Annotated in this window: 13 protein-coding genes; 6 read left to right on the top strand and 7 right to left on the bottom strand. The window is 66.9% G+C overall.

Annotation, left to right across the window (positions count from 1 at the left end; all coding sequences use genetic code 11):
* On the top strand, nucleotides 1–681 hold the full coding sequence (locus L7H23_RS10055) for a hypothetical protein (protein WP_237835752.1): 681 nt from the start codon (nucleotides 1–3) through the stop codon (nucleotides 679–681).
* On the opposite strand, the gene L7H23_RS10050 is transcribed toward L7H23_RS10055, so the two are convergent.
* Complete coding sequence (locus tag L7H23_RS10050; protein ID WP_237835751.1) at nucleotides 678–1,340, bottom strand: YggS family pyridoxal phosphate-dependent enzyme; 663 nt, start codon at nucleotides 1,338–1,340, stop codon at nucleotides 678–680. The two genes, L7H23_RS10055 and L7H23_RS10050, sit on opposite strands and share 4 nt — an antisense overlap.
* 57 nt (nucleotides 1,341–1,397) lie before the next feature.
* On the opposite strand from L7H23_RS10050, the gene L7H23_RS10045 reads away from it, so the two are divergent.
* A complete protein-coding gene (locus L7H23_RS10045) occupies nucleotides 1,398–2,012 on the top strand; it encodes a thiamine phosphate synthase (protein ID WP_237835750.1) in 615 nt (204 codons plus the stop codon).
* On the opposite strand, the gene L7H23_RS10040 is transcribed toward L7H23_RS10045, so the two are convergent.
* On the bottom strand, nucleotides 1,985–2,692 hold the full coding sequence (locus tag L7H23_RS10040) for a hypothetical protein (protein WP_237835749.1): 708 nt from the start codon (nucleotides 2,690–2,692) through the stop codon (nucleotides 1,985–1,987). The two genes, L7H23_RS10045 and L7H23_RS10040, sit on opposite strands and share 28 nt — an antisense overlap.
* A gap of 38 nt (nucleotides 2,693–2,730) precedes the next feature.
* The gene (locus tag L7H23_RS10035; protein WP_237835748.1) at nucleotides 2,731–2,976 is read right to left on the bottom strand and encodes a hypothetical protein; all 246 of its coding nucleotides are present in this window, start codon (nucleotides 2,974–2,976) and stop codon (nucleotides 2,731–2,733) included.
* Here L7H23_RS10035 and L7H23_RS10030 point away from each other — a divergent pair.
* Genes L7H23_RS10030 through holA form a run of 4 tightly spaced genes read left to right on the top strand, consistent with a single transcriptional unit; the run spans nucleotide 2,969 to nucleotide 7,594 of the window.
* On the top strand, nucleotides 2,969–3,421 hold the full coding sequence (locus L7H23_RS10030; protein ID WP_237835747.1) for a DUF3576 domain-containing protein: 453 nt from the start codon (nucleotides 2,969–2,971) through the stop codon (nucleotides 3,419–3,421). The genes L7H23_RS10035 and L7H23_RS10030 overlap by 8 nt on opposite strands.
* Nucleotides 3,422–3,474: 53 nt before the next feature.
* Nucleotides 3,475–6,024, top strand: a complete 2,550-nt coding sequence (leuS, locus tag L7H23_RS10025) for a leucine--tRNA ligase (protein WP_237835746.1) — start codon at nucleotides 3,475–3,477, stop codon at nucleotides 6,022–6,024.
* Nucleotides 6,024–6,566 (top strand): LPS assembly lipoprotein LptE, encoded by a 543-nt coding sequence (lptE, locus tag L7H23_RS10020; RefSeq protein ID WP_237835745.1) that lies wholly within the window; start codon nucleotides 6,024–6,026, stop codon nucleotides 6,564–6,566. The genes leuS and lptE overlap by 1 nt, the downstream gene beginning before the upstream one ends.
* A complete protein-coding gene (holA, locus tag L7H23_RS10015; RefSeq protein WP_237835744.1) occupies nucleotides 6,563–7,594 on the top strand; it encodes a DNA polymerase III subunit delta in 1,032 nt (343 codons plus the stop codon). The genes lptE and holA overlap by 4 nt, the downstream gene beginning before the upstream one ends.
* A 64-nt stretch (nucleotides 7,595–7,658) precedes the next feature.
* Here the strand turns inward: holA and L7H23_RS10010 are convergent, their stop codons facing one another.
* From L7H23_RS10010 to L7H23_RS09995, 4 genes are all read right to left on the bottom strand, one after another.
* Nucleotides 7,659–10,463, bottom strand: a complete 2,805-nt coding sequence (locus tag L7H23_RS10010) for a TonB-dependent receptor (RefSeq protein WP_237835743.1) — start codon at nucleotides 10,461–10,463, stop codon at nucleotides 7,659–7,661.
* A 170-nt stretch (nucleotides 10,464–10,633) separates the two neighbouring features.
* Entirely contained in the window at nucleotides 10,634–11,338 is a 705-nt protein-coding gene (pdeM, locus tag L7H23_RS10005) for a ligase-associated DNA damage response endonuclease PdeM (RefSeq protein ID WP_237835742.1), read from the bottom strand.
* A gap of 40 nt (nucleotides 11,339–11,378) precedes the next feature.
* Complete coding sequence (locus tag L7H23_RS10000) at nucleotides 11,379–12,419, bottom strand: retroviral-like aspartic protease family protein (RefSeq protein WP_237835741.1); 1,041 nt, start codon at nucleotides 12,417–12,419, stop codon at nucleotides 11,379–11,381.
* Nucleotides 12,420–12,505: 86 nt separating this feature from the next.
* Nucleotides 12,506–14,914 (bottom strand): ligase-associated DNA damage response DEXH box helicase, encoded by a 2,409-nt coding sequence (locus L7H23_RS09995; RefSeq protein ID WP_237835740.1) that lies wholly within the window; start codon nucleotides 14,912–14,914, stop codon nucleotides 12,506–12,508.
* Nucleotides 14,915–14,932 lie beyond the last annotated feature (18 nt).

Below are 14,932 nucleotides of genomic sequence, written 5' to 3'. Positions count from 1 at the left end.
ATGAAGCCGATCGTTGCGGCCCTGGTGGCCCTCTTCCTTGCTCTGACGGCCTCGCCCGCGAGTGCGGCGGATTGGCTTGCGCCGTTACCCGAAGGGACTGCGGGCTCGAAACAGGCTCCGATTCGGGGGCTTTATGCCGAATTTCGTTTCAGCCGGGCCGACGTGAACGAAAGGCTGGAAACGCTTGAGGCGACGTGCAGGGAGCGCGGGATCGAACCCCGGATTGCGGGACGCGATCTCCTTTCGGAGGGTGTCCGCCGGATCTACCGCGGCTCTGCCGGTCTCGCGATATTCGAGGACGCGCCGTCCATCGCGACCGATTCCGATGCCTGTACCGCCTCGATATCGCTTCGCCGCAGCGTCGAGATCAAGCCGGGACCACGCGGCAGGTTCCTGACCGATGACTGGATCAAAGAGCAGCCGAAATGCAGCTGGTTCAGCCGCTGCCGTTCGGGCGAAGTCGCCGGTGTACAGGCCCGATGCTTCGATCTCGGCGACGGCCTTGTCGGTACGATTGTCTGCTATTCGACGCAGGACGATTTCAGCCGGGATTTGATCGTGTCGCGGTGGAACTACTCCGACGACGGCAGCGTGCCAGACAGCGGCTGGATGATGGACCGTGTCGTTGCCGACGCGCTTATCGATCCGGTGGTTTTCCGCGCCGCCCCCGGCCAGCGTTAGTCTCGCGCCCCGAACAGCGCCGTCCCGACGCGCACATGTGTCGCGCCCAGCATGACCGCAGTTTCATAGTCGCCGCTCATCCCCATCGAGCGCAGCGGCAGGTCGTGACGCTCGGCGAGTTCGTCGAGCAGCGCAAAATAAGGCGCAGGTTCGACGTCGGCGGGCGGGATCGCCATCAGACCGTCGATCGTCAGGCCGGCTTCGGCGGCTTCGGCCAGCAGCGCGGGGAGGTCGGCGACCGCACAGCCGCCCTTCTGTTCCTCGTCGCCGACATTGACCTGCACGAACATCTGCGGCCGCCTGCCCGCCTTCGCGCAGGCCTTTGCCAGCGCCTGAACCAGCGACGGGCGATCGACCGAATGGATCGCATCGAACAATTCCACCGCTTCCTCGGCCTTGTTCGACTGCAACTGTCCGATCAGGTGGAGCGTGATGTCGCCGGCTTCGGCGCGCAGTGCGGGCCATTTGGCGGCGGCTTCCTGAACGCGGTTTTCGCCGAAATGGCGCTGACCAGCGGCGATCAGCGGGCGGATTGCGTCCGCCTCGTGCGTTTTCGATACCGCGATCAGGCAGATATCGCCGGCCTTGCGCTGCGCGCGTTTCGCCGCCTCCGCGATATTCGCCTTTACTTCGGCCAGCCGGTCTGCCGCGTCGCTCATAATCGATCCCTTGAAGGGCGCGTTGCGTGCGCCCGCGGCGTGCCTATAGAAAGCACGATGGTCCGGCGCCACCCTCTCCCCGAAATTTGGCTGTTCAGCGACGAGCGTCTTGCCGTCCCGATGACCGAACTCGCCGCAATCCTGCCCCCCGGCAGCGGGATCGTGCTGCGCCACGACAGCCTGAAGCCCGGCGCGCGCTGGCGACTGCTGCGCCGTCTCGCACGTACGGCGCGGACCCGAAATCTGATGCTTCTGCTTGCCGGATCGCCGGCGCTGGCGAAGCGATGGGGGGCCGATGGCGTCCATCTTCGCCAGCATCGTGCCGGGCAAGCGGGACAGGCGCGTCGCATCGGCCTTGTCGTCACCATGCCCGTCCACACCCCGCTAGAGGCGCGGGCGGCGAAACGCGCCGAAGCCGACGGCGCCTTTATCTCGCCGCTCCATCCGACCCGTTCGCACCCCGGCGCCGCTGCAATCGGCCGTGCCGCGTGGCTGCGGCTCGCGCGACTGGCGAAGGCAAAGCCGATCGCGCTCGGCGGCATGTCCGGCGCGCGAGCGCGCGAACTGAAACGCGCAAGCGGACTCGACTCCGGCTGGGCGGCGATCGATGCGTGGGAAGAAAAGGCGACGAGGCGCCGGACGCGTCAGAAGCGGAAGGCGGTTCCGACATAGACCGCCTGGCTGTCGCGACGCGAATCGGTCAGCGGCTGGGCGCGGTCGTCGGTGCGATACCGCACCCCGGCGGTGACATCGAGGTTCTTGGTCAGGCGATAGCTGCTGACGACATCGACATTCTGGTCGTCGCCGGGCGAGGTGACGCGATCGGTCGCGCCGGCGGGGTCGCTCGGGCGATTGATAACGCGCGTCGCAAAGCGCGATTTCTTCTCGGCCTGCTCGGGTGCCTTGGCGACCGGCAGATTGCGCAGGTCGATCCCGCGCGGCAGGGCCGGCGTCACGAACTTCTGGAAGCCGAGCGAAGCGCCCAGATCATAGGCGACCGGTGCGATCGCGATCGGTGCGTTGACGCGGCCGGCGGCCAGTCCGCTGGTGCGGGCGGCGCTCGATGCTTCGTCGCGGGCGCGAATCACGACGGTGATCGCCCGGTTCTTGCGGCCCGTGTCGATCGCGGCCGGCGTAAAGGCAAAGCCGTCACGCCCCTCGACGGGAATATTCTTGTATCGCGCAATCAGTCGCGCGTCGCCCGACGCGGGCGTGAACTGACCGAGCAGCGTTTCGGAAATCGAGGTTTCGCTGGTGCTGCTGGTCCGCGTCATCGCGGCGAGCGCAGGCGGAAGCGCAACCGTAATCGCCGCGCCGGCGAACAGCCCTGCTTTCCAAAGATGTCGCGGCATCCGCGCCATGTCTGCGACTCCAAACCCCGATTGAGTCGTCAGATAGGACTCCGGCGGGGATAATTCCAGTGATTCCCGATCATAATATCGCGCCTCTCCGGCTTTTCGCCGAAGTTGTTGCGCGAACACCACAGTGCGCCCCGAAGCTTGCCCCACGATGAACGGCGGGAAAGAGCGAATTGCCGCGCTTGCCGGACGGCGGCAAGGGCGATAGAGACGCTGGAAATTTCCGGCAGCGCGGCCTTTTGCGGCGCTTTGAAAGATAAGGTGTTCGGCATGTCCAAGCTTACCCTCCTTGCCTCGCGTTCGGCCACGCTGGCACTGCTCGGCGTCGCGGCGCTCGGCCTGTCGGCCTGCGCCGGCAAGGAAAAGCCGAAGGCCGACCTTGCGGCATCGCAGGTGACGACGATTGGCGTGAACTCCTATCTGTGGCGTGCGTCGCTCGACGCTCTGTCGTTCATGCCGCTGCTTCAGGCCGACAGCTCGGGCGGCGTCATCATCACCGACTGGTACGCCAATCCGGCGAACCCCGGCGAACGGATGAAGGTCACCGTGTCGATCCTCGACCGCGACCTTCGCGCCGATGCGCTTCGCGTCGCGGCGTCGCGCCAGGTCGCACAGGGCGGCAGCTGGGTCGACGCACCCGTGCAGGCGGCGACGGTCCAGAAGCTCGAGGAAATCATCCTCACCCGCGCCCGCGACCTGCGCCGCAGCGCCATCGACGGCTAATCCGGCGCGCGCGGTTCGCGCCCGCCCAGACAGACTAACGGGGTAAGCAACGAATGACCCGCGAAACGCGCTTTGGCGCCCTGGCCGCCGATGCCCGATGGCAGGCTGCCTGGGAGGCCGCGAACAGCTTCGTGACCACCGACGCGGCCGACAAGCCGAAAGCCTATATCCTCGAGATGTTCCCCTATCCCTCGGGGCGCATCCATATGGGCCACGTCCGCAACTATGCGATGGGCGACGTGCTCGCGCGCTTCAAGCGGATGACCGGCCACGACGTGCTCCACCCGATGGGCTGGGACGCGTTCGGCATGCCGGCCGAAAATGCGGCGATGGAAAAGGGCGTCCACCCCGGCGGCTGGACGCGCGACAATATCGCCTCGATGCGCGGCCAGCTGAAGCGCCTCGGCCTCGCGATCGACTGGAGCCGCGAGCTCGCGACCTGCGAACCCGACTATTACGGGCAGGAACAGGCGCTGTTCCTCGACCTGTTCGCGCATGGCCTCGTCACGCGCAAGGAAAGCTACGTCAACTGGGACCCCGTCGACATGACCGTGCTCGCGAACGAGCAGGTGATCGATGGTCGCGGCTGGCGCTCGGGCGCGCTGGTCGAAAAGAAGAAGCTGTCGCAGTGGTTCCTGAAGATCACCGATTTCGCCGACGAGCTGCTCGAGGGGCTGGATGGTCTCGACAAATGGCCCGACAAGGTGCGGCTGATGCAGGAAAACTGGATCGGCAAGTCGCAGGGGCTGGAGTTCTCGTTCAAACTCGCAGGCGGTGCGGTCGGCTTCGACGTCTTCACGACGCGGCCCGACACGCTGTTCGGCGCGAGCTTCGCGGCGATTTCGCCCGACCATCCGCTCGCTGAACGCCTCGCGAAGGATTCGCCCGAACTGACCGCGTTCATCGAGGAATGTCGCCGTCAGGGCACGTCGGCCGAACAGCTCGAAACGGGCGAGAAACTCGGCTTCGACACCGGCATTTCGGTCGAACATCCGCTCGATCCCGACTGGCACCTGCCCGTCTGGGTCGTGAATTATGTGCTGATGGATTATGGCACGGGTGCGATCTTCGGTTGCCCGGCGCATGATCAGCGCGACCTCGATTTCTCGCGCAAATATCACCTGCCCGTCCACCGCGTGATCGCCGACGGCGACGAGACCGGCCAGGTCTTCCATGGCGACGAGGCCTATGTCGGCCCCGGCAAGCTGGTGAACAGCCATTTCCTCGACGGCATGACGATCGACGAGGCGAAGGCCGCCGTCATCGCGCGCTCGGAGCATGAGGGCTGGGGCAAGGGCACGACCGTATGGCGCCTGCGCGACTGGGGCGTCTCGCGCCAGCGCTATTGGGGCACGCCGATCCCCTTCATCCATTGCGATGCGTGCGGGCTGCTGCCGGTGCCCAAGGGCCAGCTTCCCGTCGTGCTGCCCGAAGACGCCGATTTCTCGGTCCCCGGCAACCCGCTCGATCGTCATCCGACGTGGAAGCATGTCGCCTGTCCGTCGTGCGGTGGCGACGCGGTGCGCGAGACCGACACGCTCGACACCTTCGTCGATTCGTCGTGGTATTTCCTGCGCTTCGCGTCGGCCCCGGCGGACAAGCCGTTCGACGCCGACGTCATCCGCCGCTGGCTGCCCGTCGACCAGTATATCGGCGGTATCGAACATGCGATCCTCCACCTGCTCTATGCGCGCTTCTGGACGCGCGCGCTGAACAAGCTCGGGATGATCGACATCAGGGAGCCCTTCGCCAGCCTGTTCACACAGGGGATGGTGACGCACGAAACTTACAGCCGCGAGCAGGGCGAGGGCCATGCCCCGCTCTTCTTCACGCCCGACGAGATCGTCCGCACCGCCGACGGCGCGACGCTCGAATCCGACGGCGCGCCGGTCGATGTCGGCCGCGTCATCAAGATGTCGAAGTCGAAGAAGAATGTCGTCGATCCCGACGCCATCCTCGACCAGTATGGCGCCGACGCGGTGCGCTGGTTCATGCTCTCCGACAGCCCGCCCGAACGCGACCTGCCGTGGAGCGAGGCGGGTATCGAGGGCGCGTGGCGCTTCGTCCAGCGCCTGTGGCGCCTGTTCGGCGACACCGAAAACATCGGCGACGGCGGTGAAGACAAGGCGCTCGCGCGCAAGCTCCATCAGGCGATCGCCGGCGTCGCCGCCGACGTCGAGGCGCTGGGCTTCAACAAGGCCGTCGCGAAAATCCACGCGCTTGCCAACGAGATCGAGAAGGCGAAGCCCTCCGCGACCCGCGCCGAGGCGTGCCGGACGCTGATCCTGCTCGTCGCGCCGATGATGCCGCACCTCGCCGAAGAGGCGTGGGCGGCGCTGCCGATAGGCCAGCGCACGACTGCGATGGTCGCCGATGCCGCATGGCCCGTCGCCGATCCGGCACTGCTCGTCGATGACGAGGTGACAATCGCGATCCAGATGGCGGGTAAGCTTCGCGATACGATGACGATCGCCAAGGGCCTCGACAAGGATGCGACCGAAGCCGCCGCGCTCGCGCGCCCGCGCATCGTCGAGCTGCTTGCGGGTGCCGCACCCAAAAAGGTGATTGTGGTCCCCGACCGTCTGGTCAATATCGTACCCTGATGCGCAGCCTTCTCGTCTCCGCCCTTGTCGCAGCCTCGCTCACTCTGGGCGGCTGCGGGCTGCGTCCGCTCTATGCGAACGGAAGCAAGGGCGCGGTGGCGCAAGTGCTCGCCGACGTCGACGTCGCGCCGATCGAGGGACATTCGGGCTTCCTTGTCCGCAATGCGCTTCGTGACCGGCTGCAGGCGACGCAGGGCGGCCAGGGCGCGGGCAACCGGCTTCGCCTCGACGTCCGGCTCGAGGATTCGATCACCGGCTTCGGCGTTCGCGCCGACGATGCCGTGACGCGCGAACGGCGGACGCTGCGCGCGCGCTATCAGCTCGTCGATGCCGGCACCGGCGAGGTCCTGCTCGACGCGACCGCCTTTTCCGATGCGGGGATCGACGTCGTTGGCAGCGAATATGCGACGATTGCCGCCGAATCCTCGGCGCTTGAACGGCTGGCCTCGGCGGTTGCCGACCAGATCGTGACGCGGCTTGCGGTCTTCGCCGACCGCGGCGGCGGACGCACTGCCGACGCGCCCGCGCCCGCCGGGCAATGAAGAGCGTCAAGCCGAACGAACTCGAACGCCAGACGCGCCTCGATCCCGCGGTTCGTTTCACTCTTCTGACCGGCCCCGACGAAGCGACGATGGAGGCCGTGGCCAGCCATCTGATCGGTCTGGCGGGCAAGGATGCCGAACGGCTCGACCTGACCGGATCGCAAGTGTCGCAGGATCCGTCGCTGCTCGCCGCCGAGGCCGCGTCGATGTCGCTTTTCTCGCCCGCGCGGGTGATCCGGCTCGAGATATCGGGCAGCGGCGACGACAGTCTGGCTGCGGTCGAGGCGCTGCTCGCTGCCGAGACTGCGATCAACCCCGTGATCGCCAGCGGTGCCTCGATCACCGCCAAATCGAAGCTGGTGAAGCTCGTCGAAGGGTCGAACCATGCGGTCGCCGCGATCTGCTACCAGCCCGATCGCCGCGCGCTCGTCGGCATCGCAATGGGTGCGGCGCAGGAGCAGGGGCTGCGGCTCGGCAATGCGGAGGCGCAGTTGCTTGTTGATCTTGTGTCGGGCGATCAGGCGCTGATGCGCCGCGAGATCGAGAAGATCGCGCTCTATCTCGACGCGGCCCCGGATCGCCAGCGACAGGTCACCGCGGCCGATATCGCGGCGCTTGGCGCGGCGACGCACGAGGAGGATGTCAGCGAGTGCATCAACGTCGCGCTCGGCGGCAAGGTGCGCGAGCTTCCCGAGATGCTGGGCACGGCGGCGGCGGTCGGGGTCGCCGAGATTCGTATCATCCGCGCGCTCGGTATCCGCGCGATGCAGCTTGCCCGGCTCCGCGCCGAGGTCGATGCCGGCGCACATCCCGCGACCGTCGTTGCGGCGAAGAGCAGCGGGGTGTTCTGGAAGGAACGCGATGCGGTGACCGCGCAGCTTCATATCTGGGATTCGGTCCGCGTCGCGCGGCTGATGACGCGCCTGCTCGACTGCGAGCGCGCGCTCAAATCCTCGGGCACCGCGGGCGCCGTGCTGTTCCGCAAGCTGATGACTGATATCGCGCATCAGGCCGCCCGGGCCAGATAACAGCCAAAAAGAAACCGCCCGCTCACCGAAGCGAGCGGGCGGCCCCTTTACCCTGATTGCGCGATCAGAACTTGCCGCGCAGCGTCACGCCATAGGTCCGCGGTTCGGCAAGGAACTGCGAGAAGAGCTGGCGGCCGCCCGGATATTGCGGATCGGCGAAGGCGGTGCCGGTCGAGGTGCCGCCTTCCTGGAACGGCGAGTTGAACGCGACCTGTGCATATTGCTTGTTGAACAGGTTCTGCGCCCAGAATTCGATGCCCCATTTCTCGTCGGGGCCGCGAACGCCGACGCGTGCGTTGAAGATCGCATAGCCGTCCTGTCCCTTCTGCGGGAACAGGTCCGAACCGGTGTTGTAATCGCTGGTCATGCGGCCATCGATATAGACGAGGCCGGTCAGGCCGCTGCTGCCGATGTCGGGCGTCCAGGCGACGCTGCCGGTCGCGACCAGTTCGGGCGCGTTCGACAGATTGTTGCCGGGAAGCAGGCGGAGCGCCTGATCGAGCGGAGCGCCCGACTTGTTGCCGACCAGCTGACCGCGATATTTGGTGTTCGCATAGGTCAGGCCCGCAGTCATGCGGAAGCTCGGTGCCGGAACCAGCGAGGCTTCGAGTTCGAAGCCTTCCGACCGGACACCATAGCCGACGTCGCCCGACGGGCAGGCGCCCGTGGTCGCCGCCGCCGCATTATAATTCGGCGCGCCGGTGAACTTGCTCTGGTCGCGGTCGCCCCCGCCAAGGCTGCTCGAACAGCCGTTGACGTTCTGCACGAGGAAGACCGTGCCGTTGAACGTGTTCAGCTGGAAGCTCGAGAAGTCCGAACGGAACAGGGTGAGGCCGAGGCTGAACGGACCCGTCGCATATTTGGCGCCGAGTTCGTAGCTGTTCACCGTTTCCGGATCGAACTGCAGGTTGCCGACCAGCGCCTGTGCGCCGCCCGGGGTCGCCGCGAACGGCAGGATCGGCGACTTCAGCGCCGAGCGGTCGAGGTTGAAGCCGCCCGCCTTGTAGCCGCGCGAATAGCTCGCATAGACCATCAGGTCGTCGACGGGCTTGTACGACAGGATCGCCGTGCCGGTGAACTCGTCCTCGCTCCGCTTGTCGTTGATCGAGACGTTGTTCAGCTCGGCGGTCGAGTTGCCCTGACAGGCAAGGCCGATCAGGCCGCCCGCCAGCGCGCGCGCGGTCGCGTTGGTGCTCGACAGATCGTCGAGGACCAGACCTTGCACCGTGGTGCAGACCGTGTTGTCGTTGGTGAAGGTCGCGGCGAACTTCTTCTTGTCGTTGGTGTACCGCAGGCCGAAGGTGAAATCGAGCTTGTCGGTGATGTGGAAGATATTGTGCGTGAACAGCGCCCAGTTCTTGCCGTTCTGGGCGTACTGGTCGTCGATGCTGCCCTTGTCGCTGAGCCCGTCGAGCGCGGTGAAGGCCGCGACGATATCCGGACCCGATGCGCCGCTGGCGCCCGCGATCGTCGCCGGACCGACGCCCGGTGCGACGCACAGCGGGTTGGTCGGCGAATAGAGACCGGCAAGGCCGCCGCCCGAGATGATGCGGCAGGTCGCGAAGCGGCCGTACTGCGTCCCGAAGCGGAGGTTGTCGCGCACGCGCAGCTTTTCGTTGGCGTAGAAGCCGCCGACGAGCCAGTCGAGCTTGCCGTCGAAGGCTTCGCCCTGCAGGCGCAGTTCCTGGGTGAAGGTGTGGAACTGGCGATAGCTGTCGTCGCTCGGCGCGCGATAGAGGATGTCGACCTGGTTATAGTCGACGTCGCCGGCCTGGCCCGAGCGATATTCGCGATAGGCGGTGATCGAGGTCAGCTTCGCGCCGCCCAGATCATAGTCGATCTGGCCCGAGAAGCCGTAGTCCTTGGTCTGGCCGGCGAAGCTGCGACCGGGGCTGACCGAGATGTTGCGGTCATAACCCTGGTTGAACGCCGCGAGCGGCTGGCCGAGATCGCGCAGCACGTTGACGATGTTGTTCGTCGTCGCGGTCGGTGCGACGCCGACGGTGCTCGGATTGTTGAGGTTGCCGATGTACGGATTGACCGACTGGCTGACATAGGTCGCGCCGCAGCATTCCTCGTCGCGGTAGGTATAGTCGGCGATCAGGCGGACCGACAGCGCGTCGGTCGGCTCGAACAGGAGCTGGCCGCGCAGGAAATAGCGGTCGCGGTTGTTGACGTCGCGGCCGTTGACCGTGTCGCGCAGGAAGCCGTCGCGCTTCACCCAGACGCCGTCGAGGCGCGCGGCGAGCGTGTCGCTGATCGGGCCGGTGACGCTGCCGCCGAGGCGCCAGTAATCATAATTGCCATAGGTGATCTCGCCCGTGGCGCCGAAGGTAAAGTCGGGCTTTTTCGAATAGATGCTGATCAGACCCGCCGACGAGTTGCGGCCGCCGAGCGTGCCCTGCGGGCCGCGCTGGACCTCGATGCGGTCGAGTTCGCCGAGTTCGTTGAGGCCGATGCCCGAACGCGAACGATAGACGCCGTCGATGAAGACCGGGACCGAGCTTTCGAGGCCGGGGTTGTCGCCGACCGTACCGATGCCGCGGATACGCGCCGAGCCGTTTGCTTCCGAACCGGTCGAGGAGACGAGCAGCGACGGCGCGACCTGGTTCAGCTGGCGAATGTCGTTCGCGCCGCTGTTCTGCAGCGTTTCGGAACTGACGGCCGAGATCGCGACCGGAACGTCGGCCAGCCGCTGCGCGCGGCCCTGGGCGGTGACGACGATTTCGCTGTTGCCGCTGTCGTCGGCGGTATCGGTGTCGGCCGCATCCTGTGCAAAGGCCGGAACCGCGATCGTTGCGATGGCGAGCGATACGCCAAGCGCGGTGCTGCGCATAAATCGCGCAGCCGGAAGGGAAGATGATTTCATGGTGGGCACTCCTCTCAACATTTCATTATTTTTGTTGCCCGCCGAACATATCGAAATTGCTCCGCCGCGAAAGCGCACGGAACGCCCGTTTGCGCCGTTTTTGCATCATTTTTCAGGGGGTGAGGCTTTTTGGTCACAGGAAAGGCCCGCCTGTGGCGGCCCGCCTTGCGTCAGCGCGCGGCGGCCTTGCGACTTGCCGTAGCGTCATTCGCGCACGGCACCGCGAGCACGCGCCCGCGCGCGACGAGCATCGCGCTGTACGGCCCCGGAAAATTTTCACCGATCACGGGGTCTTCGCATGCCAGTCCGCCGGTCAGGCTGCCGAAGGCGGGCAGGATCAACCGCTGTGCGTCACCTGCGAAACAGGGGCGCGAGACGAGCCGTCCGCGCAGCGACAGCCTGAGCTTCGGATGGAAATGCCCCGAAACTTCGGGACGCGTTTCGTGCGCGAGGCTCTGGTGGCGAAAGACGATGCCGTCGACGACCCGTTCGTCGGCAACCTCGCCTCCCCATGCTCCCGCCGTCAGCCCGTCGTGATTGCCCGCAATCCACAGGAATCGGGTGAGTGCCGCCTGTTCGTGCAGCCGTTCGGCGACCGCGGGGACGATCCGGGCCGCGGCATCGCGGTCGTGAAAGCTGTCGCCGAGGCACCAGATCGCGCGCGCGCCGGTTTCGGAAGCGAGCGCCGCCAGCCGGTCGAGCGTATCGTGACTGTCATAGGGCGGCAGCGGCTGGCCGTGCGCAGCGTACCAGCTCGCCTTTTCAAGGTGCAGGTCGGCAACTATCAGCGCCGCGTGGCGCGGCCAGAACAGCGCCCGGTCGGCCAGCATATGGAATTGCTGGCCCGCAAAGTCGAAGGTCGCGGCGCGGGTCACCGCACCGCTATGGCGACGCGGTCTCCGCTCGGCAAGCGCCCTAGCCGCCGCGAACCGCCAGATTTGCGGCGAAGCGAAGCTTCGTGTCGCGGTCGGCGCGGTCGGGCAGGTCGAAGACGACGCGCTTGTTGGGAAAATCGATCTCGACCCGGTCGAACAGAGCGAGGCTGTCCATGCCGAGCAGCAGCGCCGGCCGCTCGTTCAGGCCGAGCGCGCGAAAGGCCTGGCTGTCGGCAAAGCTTACCGACAGGTCGTTGACGTCCATCCCGTTGATCACGATGCGCTTGATCGCGGTGCGCATTGCCGGAACCGTCTCGCCGGTTACCGCGCCGAGCTCGGTCGGGACGAAGGGAAAGCGGTTCGCGCGCCGGTCGGCGACCAGCTTTTGCAGCGCCAGATTGCCGACGCTCGTCTGCGCGCCGGTATCGACGATGACGTCGATGCGCTTGCCGTTGAGGCGCGCGTCGGACAGGATCAGGCGCCCCGCCGAATTGCGCGCGGTCACGACGATCGCGTCGTCGTCGCGGATGATCGGCGCCGCGCGTTTGCGCGTTTCGAGAATCTGCATGCTCTGCTTGCGGAAATCGATGAGGACGCGCCGCTCCTCCAGCATGTCGACCCCGATCAGTCCTGCCGCGCCGATGTGACGGCCGAACAGCGCCGGCGCATCGAAGCCCGCGAGATGGAGGTCGGACATGCGCAGCGTCGCGACGCGATAGCTCGGCACCAGCGTCGAGCTGCCGATCGTCGCCATCCGCAGCTTGCCGCCTTCGGCGAGGTTCAGCCGCTCGGCGAGTTCGCGCGAGATGACGGTGCGTTCGGCGCCGGTATCGACCAGAAAGGAGAAAGGCCCCTTCTCGCCGACCATGACCTTGACCGACATGCGCTGCGTCGCGTCGAGATCGAACGGCTGGATGAAGGGGGTGACGGTGACCGGCGGGGCGATCGCGTCGGCGGGCGGGGTCGCGGGGGCGGCGGGCGCTGGTGTCGGGGCAGGCGCGGGAGGCTGGGATGCGCCGGTCAGCAGCGGTGCTGCGAGCAGCAGCGCCAATGGAGCCGACCGCTTCAGGATATGGGTCATCGCAGCATCCCTCCTCTGTATATTTTGCGCCAATCTACGCCTCATCGCGGTTCGCGGCAAGCGAAACGCCGGTTACAGCGCCGGCGTCAATCGGGACGCATCGCCTCCTCCGCCAGCGTATCCGCGAGTTCGCCGAGCAGCGCGTCGTCGATGTCGGCTGCGGCGACATTTTCGCGTCCGATCAGCACCAGAACGGGGATGGCGAGCGGGCTGATCCGGTCGAGCGTCCGGTGAAGCATCGTTCCCGCCGCGCGGTCGAGCAGATCGCCGAGCCGTGCGACGTCGGTCAGCCGTTCGCGCGCATCGGCCCACGCCGCCTCGAGCAGCAGATGATCGGGCTCGTATTTGCGCAGCACGTCGAAGATCAGGTCGGTCGAAAAGGTCACCTGCTTGCCCGATTTGCGCTTGCCCGGATGCTGGCGCTCGATCAGCCCGCCGATCACCGCGACCTCGCGGAACGCACGCTTCAGCAGGTGCGACGATTCGACCCATTCGACGAACTCGTCCGACAGGATCTCGGCGTCGAACAGGCCTTCGGGCCGGGTCACCGGACGCAACGACCAGATCGCGATCGCATAGTCCGATGCGACGAAGCCCAGCGGCTGCATGCCCGCGCGCTCCATCCGCTTGGTGATCAGCATGCCGAGCGACTGGTGCGCGTTCCAGCCCTCGAACGGATAGCAGACGAGATAATGATGGCCCTCGTGCGGGAAGGTTTCGACCAGCAGTTCGCCGGGGCGGGGCAGCGCCGAACGGAGCGCCTGCATCTCCAGCCAGAACCGCACATCCTCGGGAAAACGCTGCCAGCTTTCGGGGTCGGCCAGGAAGCCGCGCACCCGGTCGGCGAGCCGCGTCGTCAGCGCCATGCGCGCGCCCATATAGCTCGGAATGCGCGCGGGCCGCGTCGTCGCCCGGACGATCAGGTCGGTGTCGCGGATCGACTCGACCTCGAGGCTGAGCCCCGCAAAGGCGAAAGTGTCGCCCGGCGTCAGCGTGCTCGCGAAATATTCCTCGACCTTGCCGAGCCGCCGCCCGTTCCGGAAGCGCACGTCGGCCATCGGCGCCTCGACGATGATCCCGGCATTGAGCCGGTGCTGCGCCGCGATCCGCGGATGCGCGATCCGCCAGCGCCCCTGTCCGTCGGGGGCAAGGCGGCGAAAGCGGTCATAGCTTTTGAGTGCATAGCCGCCGTCGCGCACGAAACCGAGCAGGCGGCCGAAGGTTTCGGCGTCGATCCACCGGTATGGCGCGGCGCTGCGAATCTCGGTCAGCAGTTCGGCTTCGTCGAACGGCGCGGCGCAGGCGAGCGCCATCACATGCTGCGCCAGCACGTCGAGGGCGCCGGGGCGGAAGCGGTCGGCATCGCGCTCGCCGGCCTCGACCGCATCGAGCGCCGCGCGCGCTTCCAGATATTCGAAGCGGTTGCCCGGCACGATCAGCGCCTTGCTCGGCTCGTCGAGGCGGTGGTTTGCGCGGCCGATGCGCTGGAGCAGCCGCGACGATCCCTTCGGGGCACCCATCTGGATCACGCAGTCGACGTCGCCCCAGTCGAGGCCCAGATCGAGGCTCGCCGTCGCGACGAGCGCGCGCAGCCGCCCCTCCGCCATCGCCGCTTCGGCGCGCTGGCGCGCCTCGCGGTCGAGGCTGCCGTGATGGATCGCGATCGGCAGGCTGAGGTCGTTGACCTTCCACAGCTCCTGAAAGATCAGCTCGGCAAGCCCGCGCGTGTTGCAGAAGATGATCGTGGTGCGGTTCGCCGCGACGACCTCCATCACCTGGTGCACCGCATAGCGGCCCGAATGGCCCGCCCACGGCACTGCGCCCTCGGGCAGCAAGATCCGGATGTCGGGTTCGGCGCCGGCCTCTCCCTCGACCAGCGTGACCTTGCCGGCATCGGCGTCGGGTGCGAGCCACGCCGCATATTGCAGCGGATCGGCGATCGTCGCCGACAGGCCCACACGGCGAAGGTCCGGCGCAATCTGCCCGAGCCGCGCCATCGCGAGGCTCAGCAGGTCGCCGCGCTTGCCCGGCGCAAAGGCGTGGATCTCGTCGATCACGACGGTCTTCAGGTCTGCGAACATCGCGAAACTGTCGGGGTAGGAGAGCAGCAGCGACAGCGATTCGGGGGTGGTGAGCAAGATGTTCGGCGGCCGGCTGCGCTGACGCGCCTTCTTGTCCGAACTCGTGTCGCCGCTGCGGCTCTCGACGCTGATGTCGAGGCCCATGTCGGCGATCGGGCCGAGCAGGTTGCGCTCGACGTCCGCCGCCAGCGCCTTCAGCGGTGACACATAGAGCGTGTGCAGCCGGTCGGTCGGATGTTCGGCAAGATCGACCAGCGTCGGCAGGAACCCCGACAGCGTCTTGCCGGCCCCGGTTGCGGCGACGAGCAGGGCGCTTTCGCCGCGCCGCCCCGCGACCAGCATCTCGGCCTGATGCCGCCGCAGCCGCCACCCGCGCGCGGCGAACCAATCGGCAAAGGGGGCGGGGAGGACCATGGTCCAGATGTGGCGCGG

The organism is Sphingopyxis sp. BSN-002, assembly GCF_022024275.1.
Lineage (GTDB): Bacteria > Pseudomonadota > Alphaproteobacteria > Sphingomonadales > Sphingomonadaceae > Sphingopyxis.
Note: the sequence above shows the minus strand (reverse complement) of the source record. Positions and strands in the feature narration are given on the sequence as shown.

What these genes read in the sequence shown, in the direction of transcription:
- L7H23_RS10030 (WP_237835747.1), top strand. Translation starts at nt 2,969, where the DNA reads ATGTCCAAGCTTACCCTCCTTGCCTCGCGTTCGGCCACGCTGGCACTG.
- L7H23_RS10000 (WP_237835741.1), bottom strand. Translation starts at nt 12,419, where the DNA reads ATGACCCATATCCTGAAGCGGTCGGCTCCATTGGCGCTGCTGCTCGCA.
- L7H23_RS10050 (WP_237835751.1), bottom strand. Translation starts at nt 1,340, where the DNA reads ATGAGCGACGCGGCAGACCGGCTGGCCGAAGTAAAGGCGAATATCGCG.
- lptE (WP_237835745.1), top strand. Translation starts at nt 6,024, where the DNA reads ATGCGCAGCCTTCTCGTCTCCGCCCTTGTCGCAGCCTCGCTCACTCTG.
- leuS (WP_237835746.1), top strand. Translation starts at nt 3,475, where the DNA reads ATGACCCGCGAAACGCGCTTTGGCGCCCTGGCCGCCGATGCCCGATGG.
- holA (WP_237835744.1), top strand. Translation starts at nt 6,563, where the DNA reads ATGAAGAGCGTCAAGCCGAACGAACTCGAACGCCAGACGCGCCTCGAT.
- L7H23_RS10010 (WP_237835743.1), bottom strand. Translation starts at nt 10,463, where the DNA reads ATGAAATCATCTTCCCTTCCGGCTGCGCGATTTATGCGCAGCACCGCG.
- L7H23_RS10040 (WP_237835749.1), bottom strand. Translation starts at nt 2,692, where the DNA reads ATGCCGCGACATCTTTGGAAAGCAGGGCTGTTCGCCGGCGCGGCGATT.
- L7H23_RS09995 (WP_237835740.1), bottom strand. Translation starts at nt 14,914, where the DNA reads ATGGTCCTCCCCGCCCCCTTTGCCGATTGGTTCGCCGCGCGCGGGTGG.
- L7H23_RS10055 (WP_237835752.1), top strand. Translation starts at nt 1, where the DNA reads ATGAAGCCGATCGTTGCGGCCCTGGTGGCCCTCTTCCTTGCTCTGACG.
- L7H23_RS10045 (WP_237835750.1), top strand. Translation starts at nt 1,398, where the DNA reads ATGGTCCGGCGCCACCCTCTCCCCGAAATTTGGCTGTTCAGCGACGAG.